Annotated in this window: 15 protein-coding genes; 9 read left to right on the top strand and 6 right to left on the bottom strand. The window is 69.7% G+C overall.

All coding sequences use genetic code 11. The features are described 5' to 3' along the window. The 6 genes from AC1HC7_RS09655 to AC1HC7_RS09630 all read left to right on the top strand — a co-directional run. Positions 1 to 628: TRAP transporter small permease (locus AC1HC7_RS09655; RefSeq protein ID WP_479498970.1), on the top strand; the 628-nt coding region annotated here is incomplete at its 5' end. After that, positions 625 to 1,911 (top strand): TRAP transporter large permease, encoded by a 1,287-nt coding sequence (locus AC1HC7_RS09650; RefSeq protein WP_479494938.1) that lies wholly within the window; start codon positions 625 to 627, stop codon positions 1,909 to 1,911. The genes AC1HC7_RS09655 and AC1HC7_RS09650, both read left to right, overlap by 4 nt. A 126-nt stretch (positions 1,912 to 2,037) precedes the next feature. Beyond that, positions 2,038 to 3,555, top strand: a complete 1,518-nt coding sequence (hisS, locus tag AC1HC7_RS09645; RefSeq protein WP_479494939.1) for a histidine--tRNA ligase — start codon at positions 2,038 to 2,040, stop codon at positions 3,553 to 3,555. Next, positions 3,555 to 4,712 carry an ATP phosphoribosyltransferase regulatory subunit gene (locus tag AC1HC7_RS09640; protein ID WP_479498969.1) on the top strand — a complete coding sequence of 386 codons (1,158 nt, stop codon included), beginning with the start codon at positions 3,555 to 3,557 and terminating at the stop codon, positions 4,710 to 4,712. The genes hisS and AC1HC7_RS09640 overlap by 1 nt, the downstream gene beginning before the upstream one ends. After that, positions 4,709 to 5,446, top strand: a complete 738-nt coding sequence (gene hisG, locus AC1HC7_RS09635; RefSeq protein WP_479494941.1) for an ATP phosphoribosyltransferase — start codon at positions 4,709 to 4,711, stop codon at positions 5,444 to 5,446. Before AC1HC7_RS09640 ends, hisG begins: the two co-directional genes overlap by 4 nt. A gap of 125 nt (positions 5,447 to 5,571) precedes the next feature. After that, entirely contained in the window at positions 5,572 to 6,429 is an 858-nt protein-coding gene (locus tag AC1HC7_RS09630) for a 4-phosphopantoate--beta-alanine ligase (RefSeq protein WP_479494942.1), read from the top strand. A gap of 113 nt (positions 6,430 to 6,542) precedes the next feature. On the opposite strand, the gene AC1HC7_RS09625 is transcribed toward AC1HC7_RS09630, so the two are convergent. The 3 genes from AC1HC7_RS09625 to carB form a co-directional block, all read right to left on the bottom strand. Next, the gene (locus AC1HC7_RS09625; RefSeq protein ID WP_479494943.1) at positions 6,543 to 7,151 is read right to left on the bottom strand and encodes a hypothetical protein; all 609 of its coding nucleotides are present in this window, start codon (positions 7,149 to 7,151) and stop codon (positions 6,543 to 6,545) included. 5 nt (positions 7,152 to 7,156) lie between these two features. After that, complete coding sequence (locus AC1HC7_RS09620; protein ID WP_479494944.1) at positions 7,157 to 7,600, bottom strand: DUF1489 family protein; 444 nt, start codon at positions 7,598 to 7,600, stop codon at positions 7,157 to 7,159. A 102-nt stretch (positions 7,601 to 7,702) separates the two neighbouring features. Continuing rightward, positions 7,703 to 10,969, bottom strand: a complete 3,267-nt coding sequence (carB, locus tag AC1HC7_RS09615; RefSeq protein WP_479494945.1) for a carbamoyl-phosphate synthase large subunit — start codon at positions 10,967 to 10,969, stop codon at positions 7,703 to 7,705. 378 nt (positions 10,970 to 11,347) lie between these two features. On the opposite strand from carB, the gene AC1HC7_RS09610 reads away from it, so the two are divergent. After that, entirely contained in the window at positions 11,348 to 13,093 is a 1,746-nt protein-coding gene (locus AC1HC7_RS09610; RefSeq protein WP_479494946.1) for a monovalent cation:proton antiporter-2 (CPA2) family protein, read from the top strand. Positions 13,094 to 13,162: 69 nt separating this feature from the next. Here AC1HC7_RS09610 and AC1HC7_RS09605 read toward each other — a convergent pair whose 3' ends face one another. Next, entirely contained in the window at positions 13,163 to 13,999 is an 837-nt protein-coding gene (locus tag AC1HC7_RS09605) for a universal stress protein (protein ID WP_479494947.1), read from the bottom strand. Positions 14,000 to 14,279: 280 nt separating this feature from the next. Between AC1HC7_RS09605 and rpsD the strand changes: the two genes are divergently transcribed. Continuing rightward, positions 14,280 to 14,900: a 30S ribosomal protein S4 gene (gene rpsD / locus AC1HC7_RS09600; protein WP_479494948.1), complete on the top strand. Its 621-nt coding sequence runs from the start codon at positions 14,280 to 14,282 to the stop codon at positions 14,898 to 14,900. A gap of 408 nt (positions 14,901 to 15,308) precedes the next feature. Here the strand turns inward: rpsD and AC1HC7_RS09595 are convergent, their stop codons facing one another. After that, a complete protein-coding gene (locus AC1HC7_RS09595; protein ID WP_479498968.1) occupies positions 15,309 to 16,034 on the bottom strand; it encodes a VPLPA-CTERM sorting domain-containing protein in 726 nt (241 codons plus the stop codon). A gap of 273 nt (positions 16,035 to 16,307) precedes the next feature. Between AC1HC7_RS09595 and AC1HC7_RS09590 the strand changes: the two genes are divergently transcribed. Beyond that, positions 16,308 to 17,900, top strand: a complete 1,593-nt coding sequence (locus AC1HC7_RS09590) for a bifunctional metallophosphatase/5'-nucleotidase (RefSeq protein WP_479494970.1) — start codon at positions 16,308 to 16,310, stop codon at positions 17,898 to 17,900. Between the two features lie 118 nt (positions 17,901 to 18,018). Here AC1HC7_RS09590 and AC1HC7_RS09585 read toward each other — a convergent pair whose 3' ends face one another. Beyond that, on the bottom strand, positions 18,019 to 19,212 hold the full coding sequence (locus AC1HC7_RS09585) for a glycosyltransferase family 2 protein (RefSeq protein ID WP_479494950.1): 1,194 nt from the start codon (positions 19,210 to 19,212) through the stop codon (positions 18,019 to 18,021). Positions 19,213 to 19,334: the final 122 nt, after the last annotated feature.

Below are 19,334 nucleotides of genomic sequence, written 5' to 3'. Positions count from 1 at the left end.
ATCCCGCAATCCTTCATGCTGGTCGGCGCCGGGCTGGAGACCGTTTGCCCCGGGGGGGGAGGGGGCGTCGCGCGACGCCCCGTCCCCAGGTTTTCCCCCCGGTTTTTCGCCTGATCCCCCCCCTGACCTCGGCGCGTCCCCGCTGACCCGCGCCATCGGCTGGCTGGCTTTCGCCGCCAGCGTGCTCAGCGCCATGCTGGTGGCCCTGACGCTGGCGGTCACCGGGTTCAGCGTGTTTCGCCGCTACGTGCTCGGGCGTCCGGTCACCTGGTCCGACGAATTGTCGGGGTTTCTGGTGGTCGCCATCGTCATGCTCGGCGCGGCGGAGGCGCTGCGCCGGGGCGAACATGTCTGCGTCGATATCCTCAGCGAACGCGTCGCCGGGCCGCGCCGCCGGCTGCTCGACCTCTGGGCCAACCTGTCGGTCGCCATCGTGTCGGGCGTGCTGTTCGTCAGCGCGCTGGGCGCGGTGCGGTTCTCGCGCATGATCGGGGTCTATTCCGACGGCTATCTGGAGGCGCCGCTGTGGATCCCGCAATCCTTCATGCTGGTCGGCGCCGGGCTGCTGTTTCTGCTTGCCGTGGCGCGCGGCCTTGATCTGATCCTCGGCCTGCGGCGCCGGCGATGACGACGTTTCTGATTCTGGCGGCGCTGATCCTGCTGCTGCTGACCGGCATTCCGATCTTCGCCGGGCTGGGGCTGATCGCCATCGCCGTCACCGTGCTGAGCGAGGGCAGCGTGTCCTCGATCGCGGACACGGTGTTCGCCAAGCTTGACAACGGGCTGCTGACGGCGATCCCCATGTTCGCGTTCATGGCCCATGTGATGATCCGCGCCAGGGTGGTCGACGACCTCTATGACGCGGCCAACGCGCTGGTGGGGCATTTTCGCGGCGGGCTGGGGGTGGCGACGGTGCTGGCCTGCACGATCTTCGCGGCGATCTCCGGGTCCTCGGTGGCCACCGCGCTGACCATCGGGTCGAGCGCCATTCCGCAGATGCAGCGCTTCGGCTACCGGCCCAGCGACACCTATGGGGTGATCGCCGCCGGGGGCACGCTGGGCATCCTGATCCCGCCCTCGGGGCCGATGATCCTTTACGCCATCGTGTCCGAGACCTCGATCGGGGCGCTGTTCATCGCCGGGCTGATCCCGGGGGTGCTGATGGCGCTGCTGTTCGCGGCGTTCTGCATGTCGCAGGGGTATTTTCGCCGCGAGATCCGCCAGAGCGACTGGATCGGCTTTGCCGCCTGCGCGAAAGCGATGCGCCGCTCGGTCTGGTCGCTGCTGATGCCGCCGGTGGTGCTGGGGGGGATCTATCTGGGGGTGTTCACGGCGTCCGAGGCCGCGGCCATCGGCTGCATCTACGCGCTGTTCGTGGGCGCCGCGATCTACCGCAATTTCGGGATCCGGGATTTCGCCCAGACCGCCTACGAGACCGTGCGCACCACCGCCATGCTGTTCATGATCCTCGCCGCGGCGGCGATGTTCGGCCATGCGGTCACCATCATCCGCCTGCCCATCGAGCTGATGGAGAGCGTCACGGCGCTCGGGCTCGGGCCCATGCAGTTCATTCTGGTGGTGATGCTGGTGATCTTCGTGCTGGGGATGTTTCTGGAGACCATCGCCATCATCCTGATCACCACGCCGATCGTGCTGCCGGCGCTGGTCCAGTTCGACGTGAACCTGGTCTGGTACGGGGTGCTGCTGATGATCAATCTGGAACTGGCGCTGATCACCCCGCCGGTGGGCATGAACCTGTTCGTCATCAAGGGCATCGCCAGGGCGCCGCTGGCCGAGGTGATCCGCGGCGCCATGCCCTACGTGCTGCTGATGCTGATCGGGCTGGCGCTGGTGCTGCTGTTCCAGCCGCTGGCGCTGTATCTGCCGCGGCTGGCCGGGTTCGGCGTGTAGGGGGCGGGGTTGCGGGGCGCGGTTGCGGGGCGCGGCCCCCGCCTTGCCCCGCAATGGGCGATCCGCTAAGCAACGCGCGCGCGCCGCGCCCGAGCCTGCGGCGTGGATCACGAAGGACCCGACCCCATGGCCAGAGACAGGAAACCCAAGGTCCGGCGCCCCGCCGCCCGCACGCCGCGCGGCTTTCGCGATTATTTCGGGGCCGAGGTCGCCGAGCGCGACGCCATGCTGGCGCGCATCGCCGCAGTCTATCGGCTTTACGGTTTCGACCCGCTGGAGACCAGCGCCGTCGAGACCGTCGAGGCGTTGGGAAAATTCCTGCCCGACGTGGACCGCCCCAACGCCGGCGTCTTTGCCTGGCAGGACGATGACGACGGCTGGCTGGCGCTGCGCTACGATCTGACCGCGCCGCTGGCCCGGGTGTTCGCGCAGCATCGCAACGACCTGCCGACCCCCTACCGGCGCTACGCCATGGGCCCGGTCTGGCGCAACGAAAAGCCGGGGCCGGGGCGCTATCGGCAGTTCTATCAATGCGACGCGGACACCGTGGGTTCGGCCTCGATGGCCGCCGACGCGGAGATCTGCGCCATGCTCGCCGAGGCGCTGGAGGCCGTGGGCGTGGCGCGCGAGGATTTCGTCATCCGCATCAACAACCGCAAGGTGCTGAACGGGGTGATGGAGCGGGCCGGGGTGCTGGACCCCGCCGACCCGGAGCTGCACGCGGACCGGCGCGGCGTCGTGCTGCGCGCCATCGACAAGCTTGACCGGCTGGGGCCCGACGGGGTGCGCGCGCTGCTTGGCGCCGGGCGCAAGGATGCGAGCGGCGATTTCACCAGGGGCGCGGAGCTTGACGACGCGGCCGCCGGGATCGTCATGGGGTTCGCCGCGGCGCGGCGCGACAGCGGCGCCGCCACCTGCGCCCGGCTGCGCGAGCTGGTCGGGGAATCGCAGATCGGCGCCGAGGGCGTGGCCGAGCTGGAGGAGATCGCCGCGCTGCTCGACGCGCAGGGCTACGGGGCGGATCGCGTGGTCATCGATCCGTCGGTGGTGCGCGGGCTGGCCTATTACACCGGGCCGGTCTACGAGGCGGAGCTGACCTTCGAGATCCTCGACGACAAGGGGCGCAAGCGGCAGTTCGGCTCGGTGGCGGGGGGCGGGCGCTATGACGATCTGGTCCGCCGCTTCACCGGCCAGACGACGCCGGCGACGGGGATCTCCATCGGCGTCGACCGGCTGCTGGCGGCGCTGCGCGCCAGGGGGCGGGCCGGGGCGCCGTTGCCCGGGCCGGTGGTGGTGACGGTGATGGACCGGGCGCGGATGGCCGATTACCAGCGCATGGTCGGCGAACTGCGCGCCGCCGGCATCCGCGCCGAGGTGTTCCTTGGCGGCGGCGCCATGGGCAAGCAGCTGAAATACGCCGACAGGCGCGCCGCCCCGGTGGCGGTGATCGAGGGCGAGGACGAGAAGCGGCGCGGCGTGGTGCAGATCAAGGATCTGGCGCTGGGCGCGCGGCTGGCGGCGCAGATCGAGACCAACGAGCAGTGGAAATCCCAGCCCGCGCAGATCGAGGTCTTGCGCGCTGATCTGGTGGATGAAGTGGCGGCGATGATCGCGCGCGCCGATCGGGATGCGGGAAAATCCTGATGAGCGCCTCGCGCGCCTATCTGCCGGGGGGGCGCGTCGGGCCGGGGCTCGGGGCGCTGTCGGAGGAAACCGCGCGCATCGCGGCGCTGTTCGCGCGCGCCGGGGCGCGCCCGATTGCGCCGCCATCGCTGCAGCCCGCCGATCTGCTGCTCGACATCTATGGCGAGGACATCCGCGCGCGCGCCTTCATCGCCCATGACCCGGTCGACGGCGAACTGATCCTGCGGCCCGATTTCACCGTGCCCGTGGCGCTGACGCATTTCGCTCGCGATTCGGGCGCCCCGACGCCCGCCCGCTACGCCTATTGCGGCACGGTCTGGCGGCGACAGGAGGCCGGATCGACCCGGCCCACGGAATATTTGCAGGCGGGGATGGAGATGCTCGGCGAGGCCGACGCCGTCGCCGCCGACGCCGAGATCTTCACGCTGATCCGCGATGCGCTGCACGGCGTGGAGGTGACGGCGCTGACCGGGGATCTGTCGATCGCGCTGGCGCTGATCGACGGCGTCGAGGGCCCGGAGCGCCGCCGCGCCGCCCTGCGCCGCCATGTCTGGCGGCCCGGGAAATTCCGCGCGGTGCTGGAGGGTTTCGGCGCCGGGGGCGGGGCGGCGTCGCCTGAACGCGCGGCGCTTCTGGCGGCCGCCGCAACGGGGCGGTCCGCGCTGCTGGCGCATATCGGCGCGCGCCGGCTGGTGGGGCTGCGCGGCGTCGAGGAGATCGCCGATCGCGCCGAGGCGCTGCTTGAGGAAGCCCGCACGCCGCCGATCGCCGCCGGACGCATCGCGCTGATCGAGGCGGCGCTGGCGGTGCGCGGGCCCTCGGCCGAGGCGCTTGACGATCTGCGCGCGCTGGCCGCCGAGGCCCCGGCGTTGAGCCCGGCGCTGGATCGCATGGAAACGCGGCTCGAGGCGCTGGCGGCGCGCGGGATCGACGCCGGGGCGCTGCCCTTCGACGCTTCGTTCGGGCGGGCGCTGGAATACTATGACGGCTTCGTGTTCGAATTCCGCGCCCCCGGCGCGCCGCATCTGCCGCCGCTGGGCGGCGGCGGGCGCTATGACGCGCTGATGCAGCGGCTGGGCGGCGGCGCGCGGCTGGCGGCGGTGGGCGGCGTGGTGCGCCCGGAAGCGTTGATCGCGGCAAGGGGGGGCGGCGCATGACCCCGCAGGGCGCCGGTCTCAAGCTCGGGCTGCCGTCCAAGGGGCGGCTGCGCCAGAAAACCGTGGACTGGTTCGCGGCGCGGGGCGTCGCCATCACGCCCGCGGACGATGTGCGGGAATACGCCGGGCTGGTGTCGGGGATCGACGGCGTCGAACTGGTGCTGCTCTCGGCCGGGGAAATTCCGCGTGAGCTGGCGGCGGGGCGGATTCACCTTGGCGTGACCGGCGAGGACCTGGTGCGTGAAAAGATCCCCGGCTGGGAAGGCAGGATCCGCCTGGCGGCGAAGCTGGGTTTCGGCCACGCGGATCTGATCGTCGCAGTGCCCGCCGCCTGGGCGGATGTGGAGACCATGGCGGATCTCGACGCCGTCGCCGCCGATTTTCGCGCCCGCCACGGGATTTCGCTGCGCGTTGCGACAAAATATCACGTGCTGACGCGCCGGTTCTTCCAGCGCCACGGCGTCGCCGACTACCGGCTGGTGGACAGCCAGGGCGCCACCGAGGGCGCGGTGAAGAACCTGACCGCCGAAGCGATTGTGGACATTACGTCAAGTGGGGACACCTTGCGCGCGAACCACTTGCGGGTCCTGTCCGACGGGCTCATTCTGAACAGCGAGGCGAATCTGTGCCTGTCCGGCGCCGCGCAGTGGAACGATATTTCACGGGGCGCCGCGAAAGCTTTGGCCACGGCGCTCAATCTGCCGCTGCTTGAAACTGCGGCCGCAAACCCATAGGTGAGAGACTCATTGAATGAGGTCTTCACTGTCGAGGACCGCGTTTTTACTGCGCGCGAATGCCGGCGCGCTGACGAAATCCCCCCAGCGCCCGGGGTCTTCGGGCGCTTACATGCTTGGTTGAAATGCACAACTTACCGATCATCCGGTCCGTCTCGCAATTGCGGTCGCGCATCAAGTCGTGGCGCGCCTTTGGAGAGACCATCGCCGTCGCGCCCACGCAGGGCGCGCTGCATGACGGGCATCTGAGCCTGATGCGCGAGGCGCGGCGCGAATGCGATCGCGTGCTGGCGGTGATCTTCACGGACCCGCTGGATCGGCCCGAGGGCATGGGGCCCGAGGATTACGCCCCGACCGAGGACGCGGACGCCGATCTGCTGGACATCGAGGGCTGCGACGCGCTCTACGCCCCGGCCGCGAGCACCTTCTTCCCCGCCGGCTACGCCACCGAGATCCGGCTGCGCGGCATGACCGACGTGCTGTGCGGCGAAGAAAACCCGCGGCGCTTTGACGGCTATATCCGCTCCATGGTCAAGATATTCAACCAGGCGCAGGCCGATGTGGCGATGCTGGGCGAACGCGACTGGCAGCGGCTGGCGATCATGCGGCGGGTGGCGCGGGATCTGGATCTGCCGATCCGCATCGTCGCGGCGCCCACGGAACGCGACATGGACGACATCGCCATATCCGCCGGCTCCGAGCGGCTTCAGGGCGAGGACCGGCGCGCCGCCGCGCGGCTGTATCGCGAACTGGTCAAGGCGGCGGCGGCGATCGCGGCCGGGAGCGACGTGGACGCGGCGCTTGACGCCGGCGCCGACGCGCTGGCCGATGCCGGCGCGGAAGTGGAGTATTTCGATCTGCGCAACGAGGCGACCCTGGCCGAGCAATCGCGGCTGGACCCCGATCGGCCCGGGCGGCTGTTCGCGGCGATCACCATCGGCGACGTGCGGCTGATCGACAACACGCCCGTGACCCGCCGCTGATTTTCCTTGTCCTGTCAGGGGGCGCCGGGGGCGCAGCCTGGCCGGCCTTTGCGCCGCATGGCTGGCGATCAGGCGCTGCGATCAGGCGATTCGGCGGGATCGCGCCCCTTGCGTCAGGTTTGCGGGCCGAGCGCGACGCGATCGGCGCCGGCATGGGCGAGCGCCTCGGCCAGTTCGCTGACCGCGCGCGGCGGCGCGGAGCCGAAATCCACCGACAGCAGGAATTGCGCGCCCTCCTGGCGCGGATCGCCCAGCGCATGCAGGGCGCCCAGCAGTTCGGGCGCCTCGGCGCCGTGATGCGCCTGCATCCATTCCAGCGCCCAGCGGCGCAGGGGGGTCCAGTCCGGGACGCGGCCCGGGGCGTCGAGCGTCAGCAGCGCCGCCTGCCAGCGGAACGGCTGCAGGGTCAGGGGCATATCGTCCTGCAGCATGATCTCGCCGGCGGGGAAGGCGGTCAGGGCGATGGGCGCCGCCCCGGCCTGCATGTCCGGGGCCGGCGGCGGCAGCGCCCGCCCGGCGCGCGTCGCCGCCAGATCGGCGCGGGCGGGCAGGCGCAGGATGGCGCTGCGGCGCAGATCGCCGTCCGCGTCGCGCAGCCAGGGTTCCGGCGTGACCTCGGCGCCCAGATCGATCAGCGTGGCGATGCGTTCCAGCAACGCCGCCACATGCTGTTCCCGCAGCCGGGTCAGCGCCTCGGCGAAGGCGTGGGCGCGCAGCGACATGGGCGTCACCGCACGCCGATTTCGGCCAGCGCCGCGCGCAGCGGCGCGGGCAGGTCCGCGGGCGCCCCGGCGCCGCCGAGATCGCCCGGCGCGTCCTCGGCCTTCAGATAGCGCCAGCCCTGGAACGGGCGGCGGATCACCGGCTCCACCAGCACCAGCGCCGGGTCGAGCATGATGGCGCAGCGATTGATTCCGTCGCCCAGATCGGCGGGCTCCATGGCGGTGATGCGCTGGCGCACCATCATCCGTCCCTTGATGATCCAGTAGAGCGAGCCGCCGGCAAGGATTTCATCCTTGCGCCGGGGCCACATGCGGGTGACGTGGCGCGGGCGGTCGTCCTCGCCCGCCGCGCGGCGTTCGGCGCTGCGTCTGGCCTGCCCGACGGCGAGGTCTTCGACCTTCGCCACCCCGACGCAGAGCTTTAGGATATGCAATCCTGCTGCGGACACGCCCGCGCCTCCCGTCACTTGCTTCGCCGATGCGGTCTTCGCCCGATCCAGTCTGGACCGGGATTGCGCCGAGAATGCGCCGGGCCGCGCCCCGGCCCCGTCTCAGGCGACGTAGGTCTGGAGGGCGGCCACGTCCAGCGGCCCCTCGCGGCGCGCCTGCAGCGCCCGGGCCACCGCATGGGCCCCGGCGGCGGTGGTGCAGTAGGGGATCTTGCCATACAGCGCCACGGTGCGGATTTCCTTGCTGTCGGCCACCGATTGCAGCCCCCCGGTGGTGTTGAACACCAGCGCGACGTCGCCGTCCTTCATGCGGTCGACGATGTTGGGGCGGCCCTCGTAGACTTTTTTCACCAGTTCGGCCGCAACGCCGTTTTCAATCAGATAGGCCGCCGTGCCGCCGGTGGCGAGGATGTGAAAGCCCAGATCCTGCACGATCCGCGCCGCCTCCAGCACCGCCCCCTTGTCGCCGTCCTTCACCGACACGAACACGTTTGCGCCGTCGGGGCCGCCTTCGGGCAGGTCCACCCCGGCGCCGATCTGGCTTTTCAGGAAGGCGCGCTCGAAGGTGGCGTCCAGCCCCATCACCTCGCCCGTCGAACGCATCTCCGGCCCCAGCAGGGTGTCGACGCCGGGGAAGCGGGCGAAGGGCAGCACCGCCTCCTTCACCGCCACATGCGGCGTGTCCGGGGATTTCAGCGCGAAACCGTCAAGGGTTTCGCCCGCCATCACCCGCGCGGCGATGGCGGCGATCGGCGAGCCCACGGCCTTGGCCACGAACGGCACGGTGCGCGAGGCCCGCGGGTTCACCTCCAGCACGTAGATGTCGTCGCCCTTGATGGCGAATTGCACGTTCATCAGCCCGCGCACCTTCAGCCCCAGCGCCAGTTGCACGGTCTGCGCCTTCAGCCGGTCGATCATGGCGCGGCTCAGCGAATAGGGCGGCAGCGAGCAGGCGCTGTCGCCGGAATGCACGCCGGCCTCCTCGATATGCTCCATGACTCCGGCGACATGCACGCGCGTTCCGTCGCTGATCGCGTCCACGTCGACCTCCACCGCGCCGGAAAGATAGCTGTCGATCAGCACCGGACTGTCGCCCGACACCACCACCGCCTCGCGGATGTAGCGCGAAAGCTGGGCGTCGTCGGCGACGATCTCCATGGCCCGCCCGCCCAGCACGTAGGAGGGGCGGATCACCACCGGGAACCCGACCTCGGCGGCGATGCGCACCGCTTCTTCGTCGGATCGCGCGATGCCGTTGCGCGGCTGCAGCAGCCCCAGTTCGTCGAGCAGCTGCTGGAAACGCTCGCGGTCCTCGGCCAGATCGATGGCGTCGGGCGTGGTGCCGAGGATCGGAATGCCGGCGGCTTCAAGCGCATGGGCGAGCTTCAGCGGGGTCTGCCCGCCGAACTGCACGATCACCCCGTGCAGCACGCCGTTCTGCATTTCGGCGTGCAGGATCTCCAGCACGGTTTCCTCGGTCAGGGGTTCGAAATACAGCCGGTCGGAGGTGTCGTAGTCGGTCGAAACCGTCTCGGGATTGCAGTTGATCATGATGGTTTCGTAGCCCGCGGCGGTGAGCGCGTAGCAGGCGTGGCAGCAGCAGTAGTCGAATTCGATGCCCTGCCCGATGCGGTTGGGCCCGCCGCCGAGAATCACCACCTTCTTCGCGCCTGTGGGGCGGGATTCGCATTCCACCTCGCCCATCGCGTCGGCCTCGTAGGTGGAATACATGTAGGGGGTCTGGGCCTCGAATTCCGCGGCGCAGGTGTCGATGCGCTTGAACGCCGGGCGCAGGCCGAGCGCGTGGCGGATGCGGCGCACCCCGTCCTCGGTCAGCCCGGTGAGATCGCCGAGCCGCGCGTCGGAGAACCCCAGCATCTTCAGCGCCCGCAGCCCGTGAATGTCCTCGGGCAGACCATGGGCGCGGATCGCCGCCTCGGCCTCGGTGATGTCGCGGATGCGGGCGAGGAACCACGGATCGTAGCTGGTGGCGGCGGCGATGTCGTCGTCGCCCAGCCCCTCGCGCATGGCCTGGGCGATGACCCGGATGCGATCCGGGGTCTGCTGGCTGAGCGCGGCGATCACGGCGCGCTGGCGATCCTCGTCGTCGCGCGCCTCCTGCAGGCCGGGGATGGCGATGTCATCGAGCCCGCTGAGCCCGGTCTCCATCGAGGCCAGCGCCTTTTGCAGCGATTCGTGGAATGTCCGGCCGATGGCCATGGCCTCGCCGACGGATTTCATCGCGGTGCTGAGCTCGGGCTTGGATCCGGGAAATTTTTCGAAGGCGAAGCGCGGGATCTTGATCACCACGTAGTCTATGGTCGGCTCGAAGCTCGCCGGGGTCACCTTGGTGATGTCGTTGTCCAGCTCGTCCAGCGTGTAGCCCACGGCGAGCTTGGCGGCGATGCGCGCGATCGGGAACCCCGTCGCCTTGGAGGCCAGCGCCGAGGACCGCGACACCCGCGGGTTCATCTCGATCACCACCACGCGGCCGCTGTCCGGGCTGATGGCGAACTGCACGTTGGATCCGCCGGTCTCGACGCCGATTTCGCGCAGCACCGCGATGCTGGCGTTGCGCAGCATCTGGTATTCGCGGTCGGTGAGGGTCAGCGCCGGGGCGACGGTGATCGAATCGCCGGTGTGCACGCCCATGGGATCGAGGTTTTCGATGGAGCAGACGATGATGCAGTTGTCGGCGACGTCGCGCACCACCTCCATCTCGAATTCCTTCCAGCCGAGCAGCGATTCGTCGATCAGGATCTGGCTGACCGGCGAGGCGTCGAGCCCCGATCTGCAGATCGCCTCGAAATCGGCGCGGTTGTAGGCGACCCCGCCGCCGGTGCCCCCGAGCGTGAAGGCCGGGCGGATGATCGCCGGCAGGCCCACATGATCCAGCGCCGCCATGCATTCGGCCATGTTGTTGGCGATGGTGGCCTTGGGGTTTTCCAGCCCGATGCGGGTCATGGCCTCGCGGAACAGCTTGCGGTCCTCGGCCATCTCGATGGCCTTGCGCTTGGCGCCGATCAGCTCGACGCCGAATTTTTCCAGCGTGCCGTCGTCGTCGAGCGCCAGCGCGGTGTTGAGCGCGGTCTGCCCGCCCATGGTGGGCAGCAGCGCGTCGGGGCGCTCCTTCTCGATGATGCGGGCGACGATTTCCGGGGTGATCGGCTCGATATAGGTGGCGTCGGCCATGTCCGGGTCGGTCATGATGGTCGCCGGATTGGAATTGACCAGCACCACGCGAAACCCTTCCTCGCGCAGCGCCTTGCAGGCCTGAGCGCCGGAATAGTCGAACTCGCAGGCCTGACCGATGATGATCGGCCCGGCCCCGATGATGAGGATCGAGGAAATGTCGTTCCGCTTGGGCATGGTCGCTCCACGCTGACCCGCGCGGGCGCGCAGGCGTATTGCTCGGGGCCGTGAGGGGGGGCCGCGCCGGTTATAGCGAGGCGGACGCCGGACGCAAGCGGGCGCGGCCATTCGCGCCGCAGGCCGAGGGTTCGGGGACGGCCCGGTTGGCGCGGGAAACCGGCCGGCGCCGCCGCATGCGCCGCATCGCCGGGGATGGCGGTCAGGCGTCGATCCATGGGGGGCGCCGATTCGGCCGAAACAATCCGGACGAGAGTCGCGGGGCCATGTTACACGGATCCGGGCGCGGTTGCGCCGGGGCCGGGGCTCCAGCAAAAGGGACGCGCGAACGCGGCGGCGGGCCGCGCGGCGGATGCGCGCAACAAGGGCGTCGAGCGGATGGCGGTTGGCGGCGGAAGCGAAATTCTGGTTGAGGCGATGGTGTTTCTCGGCGCCGCCGTGGTCGCCGTGCCGCTGTTCAAGCGCATCGGGCTCGGGGCGGTGCTGGGCTACCTCGCGGCCGGGGCGGCGATCGGGCCTTTCGGCGCCGGGGCGGTGGGCGAGCCCGAATCCGTGCTGGCCTTCGCCGAATTCGGCGTGGTGCTGCTGCTGTTCGTCATCGGGCTGGAGCTGCGCCCGGCGCGGCTCTGGCGCATGCGCACCGAAATCTTCGGGCTTGGCCTGCTGCAGGTGGCGCTGAGCGGCGCGGCGCTGACCGGGGCGCTGCTGGCCTTCGGGATGGATTGGCGCGCGGCGCTGACCACGGGGCTGGCGCTGGCGCTGTCCTCGACCGCCTTCGCGGTGCAGATCCTGCGCGAAAAGGGCGATCTGTCGCGGCCCTACGGCGATCGGGCGTTCTCGATCCTGCTGTTCCAGGACATGGCCATCGTGCCGCTGCTGGCGCTGGTGGCGCTGCTGGCCCCGGCATCCGAGGGCGGGCTCGACAGCGCCAGCGTGCTGCTGGCGCTGGGCGCGGTGGCGGCGCTGGTGCTGGCCGGGCGCTACGTGCTGCAGCCGGCGCTCAGGCTGGTGGCGCGCGCCCGCGCCGACGAGGTGTTTTCCGCCGCCGCGCTGCTGGTGGTGACCGGGGCCGCGCTGGCCATGGAATACGTGGGCCTGTCCATGGCCATGGGGGCCTTCATCGCCGGGGTGATGCTGGCCGAGACCGAATTCCGCCACCAGCTGGAAAGCGACATCGAACCGTTTCGCGGCCTGCTGCTGGGGCTGTTCTTCATGGGCTTCGGCATGACCCTGAACTGGTCGCTGATCGCCGATGACTGGCTGGTCGTGCTGGGCGGCGCGCTGGGGCTGTTCGCGCTGAAGGGCGCGGCGCTCTATGGGCTCAGCCGCGCCTTCGGGTCGCACGCCCATGACGCGCGGCGCATCGCGGCGACGCTGGGGCAGGGCGGCGAATTCGCCTTCGTGCTGTTCACCGCCGCCGCGGGCGAAGGCGTCATCGACGGCGCCGAGCATTCGCTGCTGGCGGCGATCGTCACCGCCTCGATGGTGCTGACGCCCTTCGCGATCCTGCTGGCCGAACGCGCCGCCCCGGTCGAGGACGACGCCGCCGGCGATCTGGAGGACGCGTCCCGCGCCCCCCGCTCGCGCATCCTGATCGCCGGGTTCGGCCGCGTCGGGCAGGTGGTGGCGCGGGTGCTGCGGCTGCGCGGGCACAGCGTCACCCTGATCGACAATTCCCCGCGTCGCATCCGCATGGCCGGCGGCTTCGGATCAAAGGTCTATTACGGCGACGCCCGGCGCATCGACGTGCTCAAGAGCGCCGGGGCCGAGGGCGCGGCGATCATCTTTCTGTGCATCGACGACCGCGACGGCGCCCGCGAGGCGGTGAAGCGCATCAAGGAACGCTTTCCGGGGGTGGCGATCTTCGTGGACACCTATGACCGGTTTTCGGAGGCGGAGCTGTGCGAGGCCGGCGCCGACGAGGTGGTGCGCGAGACCTTCGAATCGGCGGTGGAGCTGGCGCGGCGCGGGCTCGTGCGCCTCGGCGACGAGGACATGGCCGACGAGATCATCGAGGAGTTCCGCCGCCGCGACGCCGAACTGATCCGCCTGCAGGCGGAATTCGGCGTGCAGGGCGGGCTGCAGAAGCTGCGCGACCGCTACGCCCCGGTCGAGCCGCGCTGAACGGACGGCGCGCGCCGCGGCCGCCGCATTCGCCCCGGCCCAAGGTCCGGCGCGCGCCCGGCGCCGCGGTCAGTGCGCCAGCAGGATCGGGATGCGGGCGTTCTTCATGATCGACTTGGTGGTGCCGCCGATCAGCTCCTCGGTGAATTTCGAATGCTCGTAGGCGCCCATCACCAGCAGGCCGGCCTTCTTTTCCTCGCACATGTCCAGAATCGCGCCGCCGACGCCGCCGCCGTTGCGCGGCACGTTCTTCCAGTCGGTCATGATGCCGTGGCGGGCCAGATGGGCGACCACGTCGAGGCCCTCCTTGCGCTGCGAGGCCTCGCCCGACCCGACGGTGAGGATGGTGACGATGGACTTGTTTTCGAGGATCGACATGGCGTCGGACATGGCCCGCGCCGCGGCGCGCTTGCCGTCCCAGGCCAGCACCGCCCGGTCGCCGAGCCGGTCGGTGCGGTAATCTTCGGGCACCACCAGCACCGGGCGCCCGGAATTCAGCGCCACGGTGTCGGGATGGGGGGCGAAATGCGCGGTCTCGGGGTCGGACTGATACTGGCCCATGACCACGATGTCATAGTAGCGCGCCGCCTCCATCAGCGATTCGTCGGCGTCGCCGCCCAGATCCATGAAATGGCTCTTGCCGGGGCGGTCATCCTCGAATTCCTTGCAGGCGGCGTCGAAGCTGGCGCGGATCTCGGCGCGGCGCGCGGTTTCGTTTTCCTGAATGGTTTCGAGCAGGTCCGGCGTCACCCAGGGCCCGAGCGCCACCGACATGCGGCTCGGCCCGTAGGACAGGATGCCGGTGATGTGCGCGTCGTATTTCTCCGCCATCTTCAGGGCGAGGTCGAGCGCCGCCTTGGCCGAGGGCAGCGCGTTGTAGGATACCAGAATGTTCTTGATGCTCATGGCTCTGCTCCGTATGCGGGGATCATGTCCCGTTGCGGGAAACACGGGCGCAGTCTGGCGCCGGGCGGGGGAATTCGCCTTGATCCATGTCATTGGCGCGGCGCGGCGCCGGGCGGTCGGTTGACTCCGGCGCCGGGGGCTATATAAGCCGCCCATCCCGCCCCCGGTTACGGAAGCGGGTTCCCATGGCGTTCGCGGCTTTCGCAAGATTGTCCCTGTCGCCCCGCCGCATGGTTGGGGAGAGGAGAGCGCCCGCATTTGACAGACAAGGAGCACGCGGATGACCAAGCGCACCGCCGCCAAGTACAAGATCGACCGCCGCATGGGCGAAAACATCTGGGGCCGCCCGAAATCCCCGGTGAACCGGCGCGAATACGGCCCCGGCCAGCACGGCCAGCGCCGCAAGGGCAAACTGTCCGACTACGGCATCCAGCTGCGCGCCAAGCAGAAGCTGAAGGGCTATTACGGCGATCTCACCGAGAAGCAGTTCCGCCGCATCTACGCCGAGGCCGAGCGCCTGCGCGGGGACACCTCGGAAATGCTGATCGGCCTGCTGGAACGCCGCCTTGACGCGGTGGTCTACCGCGCCAAGTTCGTGCCCACGGTGTTCGCGGCGCGCCAGTTCGTCAATCACGGCCACGTGACGGTGAACGGCAAGCGGGTCAACATCCCCTCCTACCGGGTCAAGGAAGGCGACCTGATCGAGGTGCGCGAGAAGTCCCGCCAGATGGCGCTGATCTTCGAGGCCACCCAGTCGGGCGAGCGCGACGTGCCGGAATACATCGAGGCCGATCACACCAAGCTGACCGCGATTTTCGTGCGCACGCCCAGCCTCGGCGACGTGCCCTATCCGGTGATGATGGAACCGCAGCTGGTGGTGGAATACTACGCCAAGAACTAGGCGCCGCCCGCGCGTCGCCCCCCGCAAGGGGGTCGGCGCGCGCGATGCGCAAGGCAGAAAAACCCCCGCCGTCATGCCGACGGCGGGGGTTTTCCTGTTCGGCGCAACATGCGCCGTCACGGGTTGCCTCAGATGCGAGCCGACGCGGCTCGGACGTTTGCAGCGGTCACAGGGCGGGCCGCGCTGGCGAGGGGCGGCCGGGTCGATATGTCGAAAGGCGGTCTTGCGTGAGGTCGGGCGCGGCGCCGGGATCGGCGTGGCGGCGCGCCATGTCTGAAAACCAGTTGGTCGAGAGGCCCCGGTCGATCGGGAGGCCCGTCAGCGGGCCGGCCCCGGATCAGGATGCCTGGCGGCGCAGGAACGGGCGCGGCGCCGCCGCCCCCGTTCGGTCATCGCGCCCTTGCGGGCTCAGGCCTTGCGGCGGAAGCGACGCATCCCGGCCAGCCCGGCCAGCGCGGCGCCCAGCATGGGCAGCGCGGCGGGCAGGGGCACCGGCGCGACCTGGCCGCCGCCGCCGGTGACCAGCGTCTCGGCGACGATGGCCACGTTGTCGAGGCCGCTCAGCGACAGCATCGTCGGGGCCATGGGATCGCCGGTCAGGAACACCACGTCGCTGACGCCTTCGAGCAGATCGCTCTCGATGTCGATGCGCCAGTCGGACGCGCCCAGATTGTCGATGGTGAAGCCGTCGCGGTTGGCGGCGCGCCACCACATGGAATAGCGCCCGTTGACGTCGCCGTCGTCTTCCCAGCCGAAATAGTCGCTGGGATCGTCCTCGACGCCGGCGATCGCCGCGGCCGGCGCGCCGCTCATGTGGAACACGGTCTTGGCCAGATCGCCGCTGGTCTTGGTGAGGATCATGCCGAGCGAGATCGACGCCGCGCCCGTGGCGGTGGTGTCCTCGTGCAGGAACAGGTGGATGGCGTTGTCCAGCAGCGTGAAGCTGGGGTTGGCAATGGCGTTCGCGTAGTTGTAGAAGCTGCTCGACGTCTCGGCGGTGGCAAGCGGCGCCACGGTGGCGAAGGTCGCCCCGCCGTCATCGGAGACCGAATAGACGGTTCCGGCCTCGGCGGCGGAAACGGCGAACAGCGCCGCAGCGGCGGCGCCGACAAAACCCTTGAAGATGAAATGCATGATAAATTCCCCTATGCAACCCAACACAGGAATAGAGGTAACATTGTCGAAAATTTTCTTCAATTTGACTTAGAGTTAACATGGAATTATCAGAGTTAACATGACGGGCGTCCGGCGCGTCTTGGAAAAGGACCGGCAAGGCGCAGATTCGATCGCCCGGCGCCAATGAACGCGACAGGCCGGCGCGGCGGGCCGCTCCTGCGGGGCGGGAGACCCCGGGCCGGGTCGCGGGGACAACAGGAAGGATCCTTCAAAATGACCAGACTGACCTCGATGGGCGGCGCCGCGATCGCGATCGCGGCCGCCGTCACGGCCACCCTCACTGCGGCGAACGCCGAATACAGCCTGACGATCCTGCACACCAACGACTTTCACAGCCGCTTCGAGCCGATCAGCAAATACGACAGCGGCTGTTCGGCGCAAAGCAACGCCGAGGGCAAGTGCTTCGGCGGCTCGGCGCGGCTGGCCACGGCGGTGCGCGCGGCGCGGGCGCGCGCCGACAACGCGATTCTGGTGGATGGCGGCGACCAGTTCCAGGGCACCCTGTTCTACACCTACTACAAGGGCAAGGCCGCGGCCGAGATGATGAACGGGCTCGGCTACGACGCCATGACCGTGGGCAACCACGAATTCGACGACGGGCCCGAGGTGCTGCGCGGCTTCATGGACATGGTCGGCTTTCCGGTGCTGATGTCCAATGCCGACGTGACCGGCGAAGCGCAGCTGGCGGGCGCGCTCATGCCCTCCACGGTGATCGAGCGGGGCGGCGAGAGGATCGGACTGATCGGGCTCACCCCCGAGGACACCGGCGAATTGTCGAGCCCCGGCAAGAACGTGGTCTTCCACGACCCCGCCGCCGCGGTGGCGCGCGAGGTGGCGCGGCTTGAGGCCGAGGGCGTCAACAAGATCATCGTGCTCAGCCATTCCGGCTACGCGGTGGATCAGCGCGTCGCCGCCGCGGTCGCGGGCGTCGACGTGATCGTCGGCGGGCATTCCAACACCTATCTGTCCAATGTCTCGGACCGGGCCAAGGGGCCGTATCCGACCTGGGTCGAGGGCCCGGACGGCGGGCGCACGGCGATCGTGCAGGCCTATGCCTACGGCAAGTTCCTGGGCGAGCTGAACGTCACGTTCGATGATTCGGGCAAGGTGACCGAGGCGGTGGGCGAGCCGCTGATCATGGATGGCGCGGTGGTCGAGGACGCGGCCGTCAAGACGCGAATCGCCGAACTGGCCGCGCCGCTGGAGGAGATCCGCCGCAAGGTCGTGGCCGAGGCCGCGGCGGTCATCGACGGCGAACGGGAATCCTGTCGCGTCGGCGAATGCCAGATGGGCAATCTGGTGGCCGAGGCCATGCTGGACCGGGTGAAGGATCAAGGCGTCACCATCGCCATCCAGAACGGCGGCGGGGTGCGGGCCTCGATCGACGCGGGCGAGATCACCATGGGCGAGGTGCTGACGGTGCTGCCGTTCCAGAATTCGCTGGCCACCTTCAAGCTGACCGGCGCGGACGTGGTGGCGGCGCTGGAGAACGGCGTCAGCCAGGTCGAGGAGGTCAAGGGCCGCTTTCCGCAGGTGGCGGGGCTGAAATTCCTCTGGTCCCGTTCGATCGCGCCCAATGAGGGGCGGGTCATCGAGGTGATGGTGCGCAGCGGCGACGGCTGGGCGGCGATCGACCGGGACGCGACCTATCTGGTGGTGTCCAACAACTACATGCGCAGCGGCGGCGACGGCTACAAGGTGTTCGCCGAAAAGGGCATGGACGCCTATGATTTCGGCCCGGGGCTTGAAGATGTGGTGGCCGAATACCTCGCCGCCCGAAGCCCCTACGCGCCGCATGTGGACGGGCGCATCGTCGAGCGTTGATCCCGCGCGCCTGATGCCGCTCCCCCCCCCCGGGGGGGCGATCGACGCCCCCGGCTTTCGTTGGCGCCGGCGCGCGCGTCCGGCCCCGGCGGATCCGGAGGCGGCGCGCTCCCGCCCGTCATTCGCCCCTGCCGGGGCTCTTCCCGTTTGGCCCGGCCCCGCGTGGCGCTGCGCGCACGCGGGGCCGGCGCTGCGCGCTCGGGTCTGGCCGGGCGGCTGTCGTCGCGCCCTGCCGCCAGACCTTCGGGTCGGAGCGCAGGGCGGCGGGCAGCAGGCGGCGGGTCTCCAGCAGGCGCATGACCAGCGCCAGCGCGAAATCCGGGGCCAGCAGCGCGAAGGCCCCCAGCACCGCCGGTTTCTTCCTGCCCTTGCCGCGGATGATCGCCGTGAAGATCAGCTGCGCGCCCTGACGCATCATCCATGATCGCCGGTCGGGATGCGCGGCGCGGTCCTCGGCGATCATCCGGCGCATGCCTGACCCGATGGCCCCCATGTCGCCGGGGGTGACGGTTTTCAGGTCATAGAACACAGCGCGAAACCGGGCCAGCCCGTCGAAAACCGCCGGGCTGAGTTCGCGTTTCTGGAACCCTTCGGCGATGATCTTGGCGTTGCGGGTCTGCTCGGCCCATTTGGTGCTCGACGCCGCGCCGGGATGGGAGCGGTAGAGCAGCAGCGGTTCGGGCAGGCAGGCGACCTCGCCGTATTGATAGGCCAGCGTGCAGAAGCCGTAATCCTGGGACACCCGCAGGTCCGGGTCGTAGCGCAGCCGGTCGGGCCCGACGGCGTCGCGGCGGAACATGAAGGTCGGGTGGATCAGCGGCATGTGAAAGCGGTTCAGCCAGCGGGTGGCGAAGGCGTCGCGCGGGCGGATGCTGGTGCGCCCGGGCCTTCCCGCGGCGTCGATGGCGGTGACCGAGCCGCCGCAGAGCACGATTTCCGGGTGCTGATCCATGTAGCGTTTCTGGGTTTCCAGCCGGTCGGGCAGGCACAGATCGTCGGCGTCCATGCGCGCCACATAGACCCCGCGCGCCTGCGCCAGCCCGTGGTTCAGCGCCGCGGGCAGACCCAGATTGGTTCTGGCGGTCAGCACCCGGATGCGGTCGTCCTCGGCGGCGAGGCGGGCGAGGATCTCGGGCGTCGAATCGGAGGACGCGTCATCCACGACCAGGATTTCGATGTCGCGCAGGGTCTGATCCATGACGCTGCGCAGGGCGCTTTCCACATAGGCCTCGCCGTCATGGACCGCGAGCAGCACGGTGACGGCGGGGCCGGGATCGGCGTCGGCGGACGCGGGCGAGGGGGCGCTGGACATGGCGGGCGGGACACTCCTGCGCGGCGCGGCCCGGTCGCCGCCCGCGTCAAACACGGCTCGACCCGCGAGGCGCGCGGGTCGCAAATGGGGTTATCGCCCGCCGATGGTTACAATATTCTCAG

This window comes from Oceanicella sp. (assembly GCF_056449545.1).
This window is presented reverse-complemented; position numbering and strand designations above follow the sequence as displayed.

Excerpts from the sequence above, each read along its gene's own strand:
- AC1HC7_RS09605 (WP_479494947.1), bottom strand. The coding sequence starts at position 13,999 with ATGAGCATCAAGAACATTCTGGTATCCTACAACGCGCTGCCCTCGGCC.
- hisS (WP_479494939.1), top strand. The coding sequence starts at position 2,038 with ATGGCCAGAGACAGGAAACCCAAGGTCCGGCGCCCCGCCGCCCGCACG.
- AC1HC7_RS09590 (WP_479494970.1), top strand. The coding sequence starts at position 16,308 with ATGGGCGGCGCCGCGATCGCGATCGCGGCCGCCGTCACGGCCACCCTC.
- hisG (WP_479494941.1), top strand. The coding sequence starts at position 4,709 with ATGACCCCGCAGGGCGCCGGTCTCAAGCTCGGGCTGCCGTCCAAGGGG.
- AC1HC7_RS09630 (WP_479494942.1), top strand. The coding sequence starts at position 5,572 with ATGCACAACTTACCGATCATCCGGTCCGTCTCGCAATTGCGGTCGCGC.
- AC1HC7_RS09625 (WP_479494943.1), bottom strand. The coding sequence starts at position 7,151 with ATGTCGCTGCGCGCCCACGCCTTCGCCGAGGCGCTGACCCGGCTGCGG.
- carB (WP_479494945.1), bottom strand. The coding sequence starts at position 10,969 with ATGCCCAAGCGGAACGACATTTCCTCGATCCTCATCATCGGGGCCGGG.
- rpsD (WP_479494948.1), top strand. The coding sequence starts at position 14,280 with ATGACCAAGCGCACCGCCGCCAAGTACAAGATCGACCGCCGCATGGGC.
- AC1HC7_RS09650 (WP_479494938.1), top strand. The coding sequence starts at position 625 with ATGACGACGTTTCTGATTCTGGCGGCGCTGATCCTGCTGCTGCTGACC.
- AC1HC7_RS09585 (WP_479494950.1), bottom strand. The coding sequence starts at position 19,212 with ATGTCCAGCGCCCCCTCGCCCGCGTCCGCCGACGCCGATCCCGGCCCC.
- AC1HC7_RS09610 (WP_479494946.1), top strand. The coding sequence starts at position 11,348 with ATGGCGGTTGGCGGCGGAAGCGAAATTCTGGTTGAGGCGATGGTGTTT.
- AC1HC7_RS09640 (WP_479498969.1), top strand. The coding sequence starts at position 3,555 with ATGAGCGCCTCGCGCGCCTATCTGCCGGGGGGGCGCGTCGGGCCGGGG.
- AC1HC7_RS09595 (WP_479498968.1), bottom strand. The coding sequence starts at position 16,034 with ATGCATTTCATCTTCAAGGGTTTTGTCGGCGCCGCCGCTGCGGCGCTG.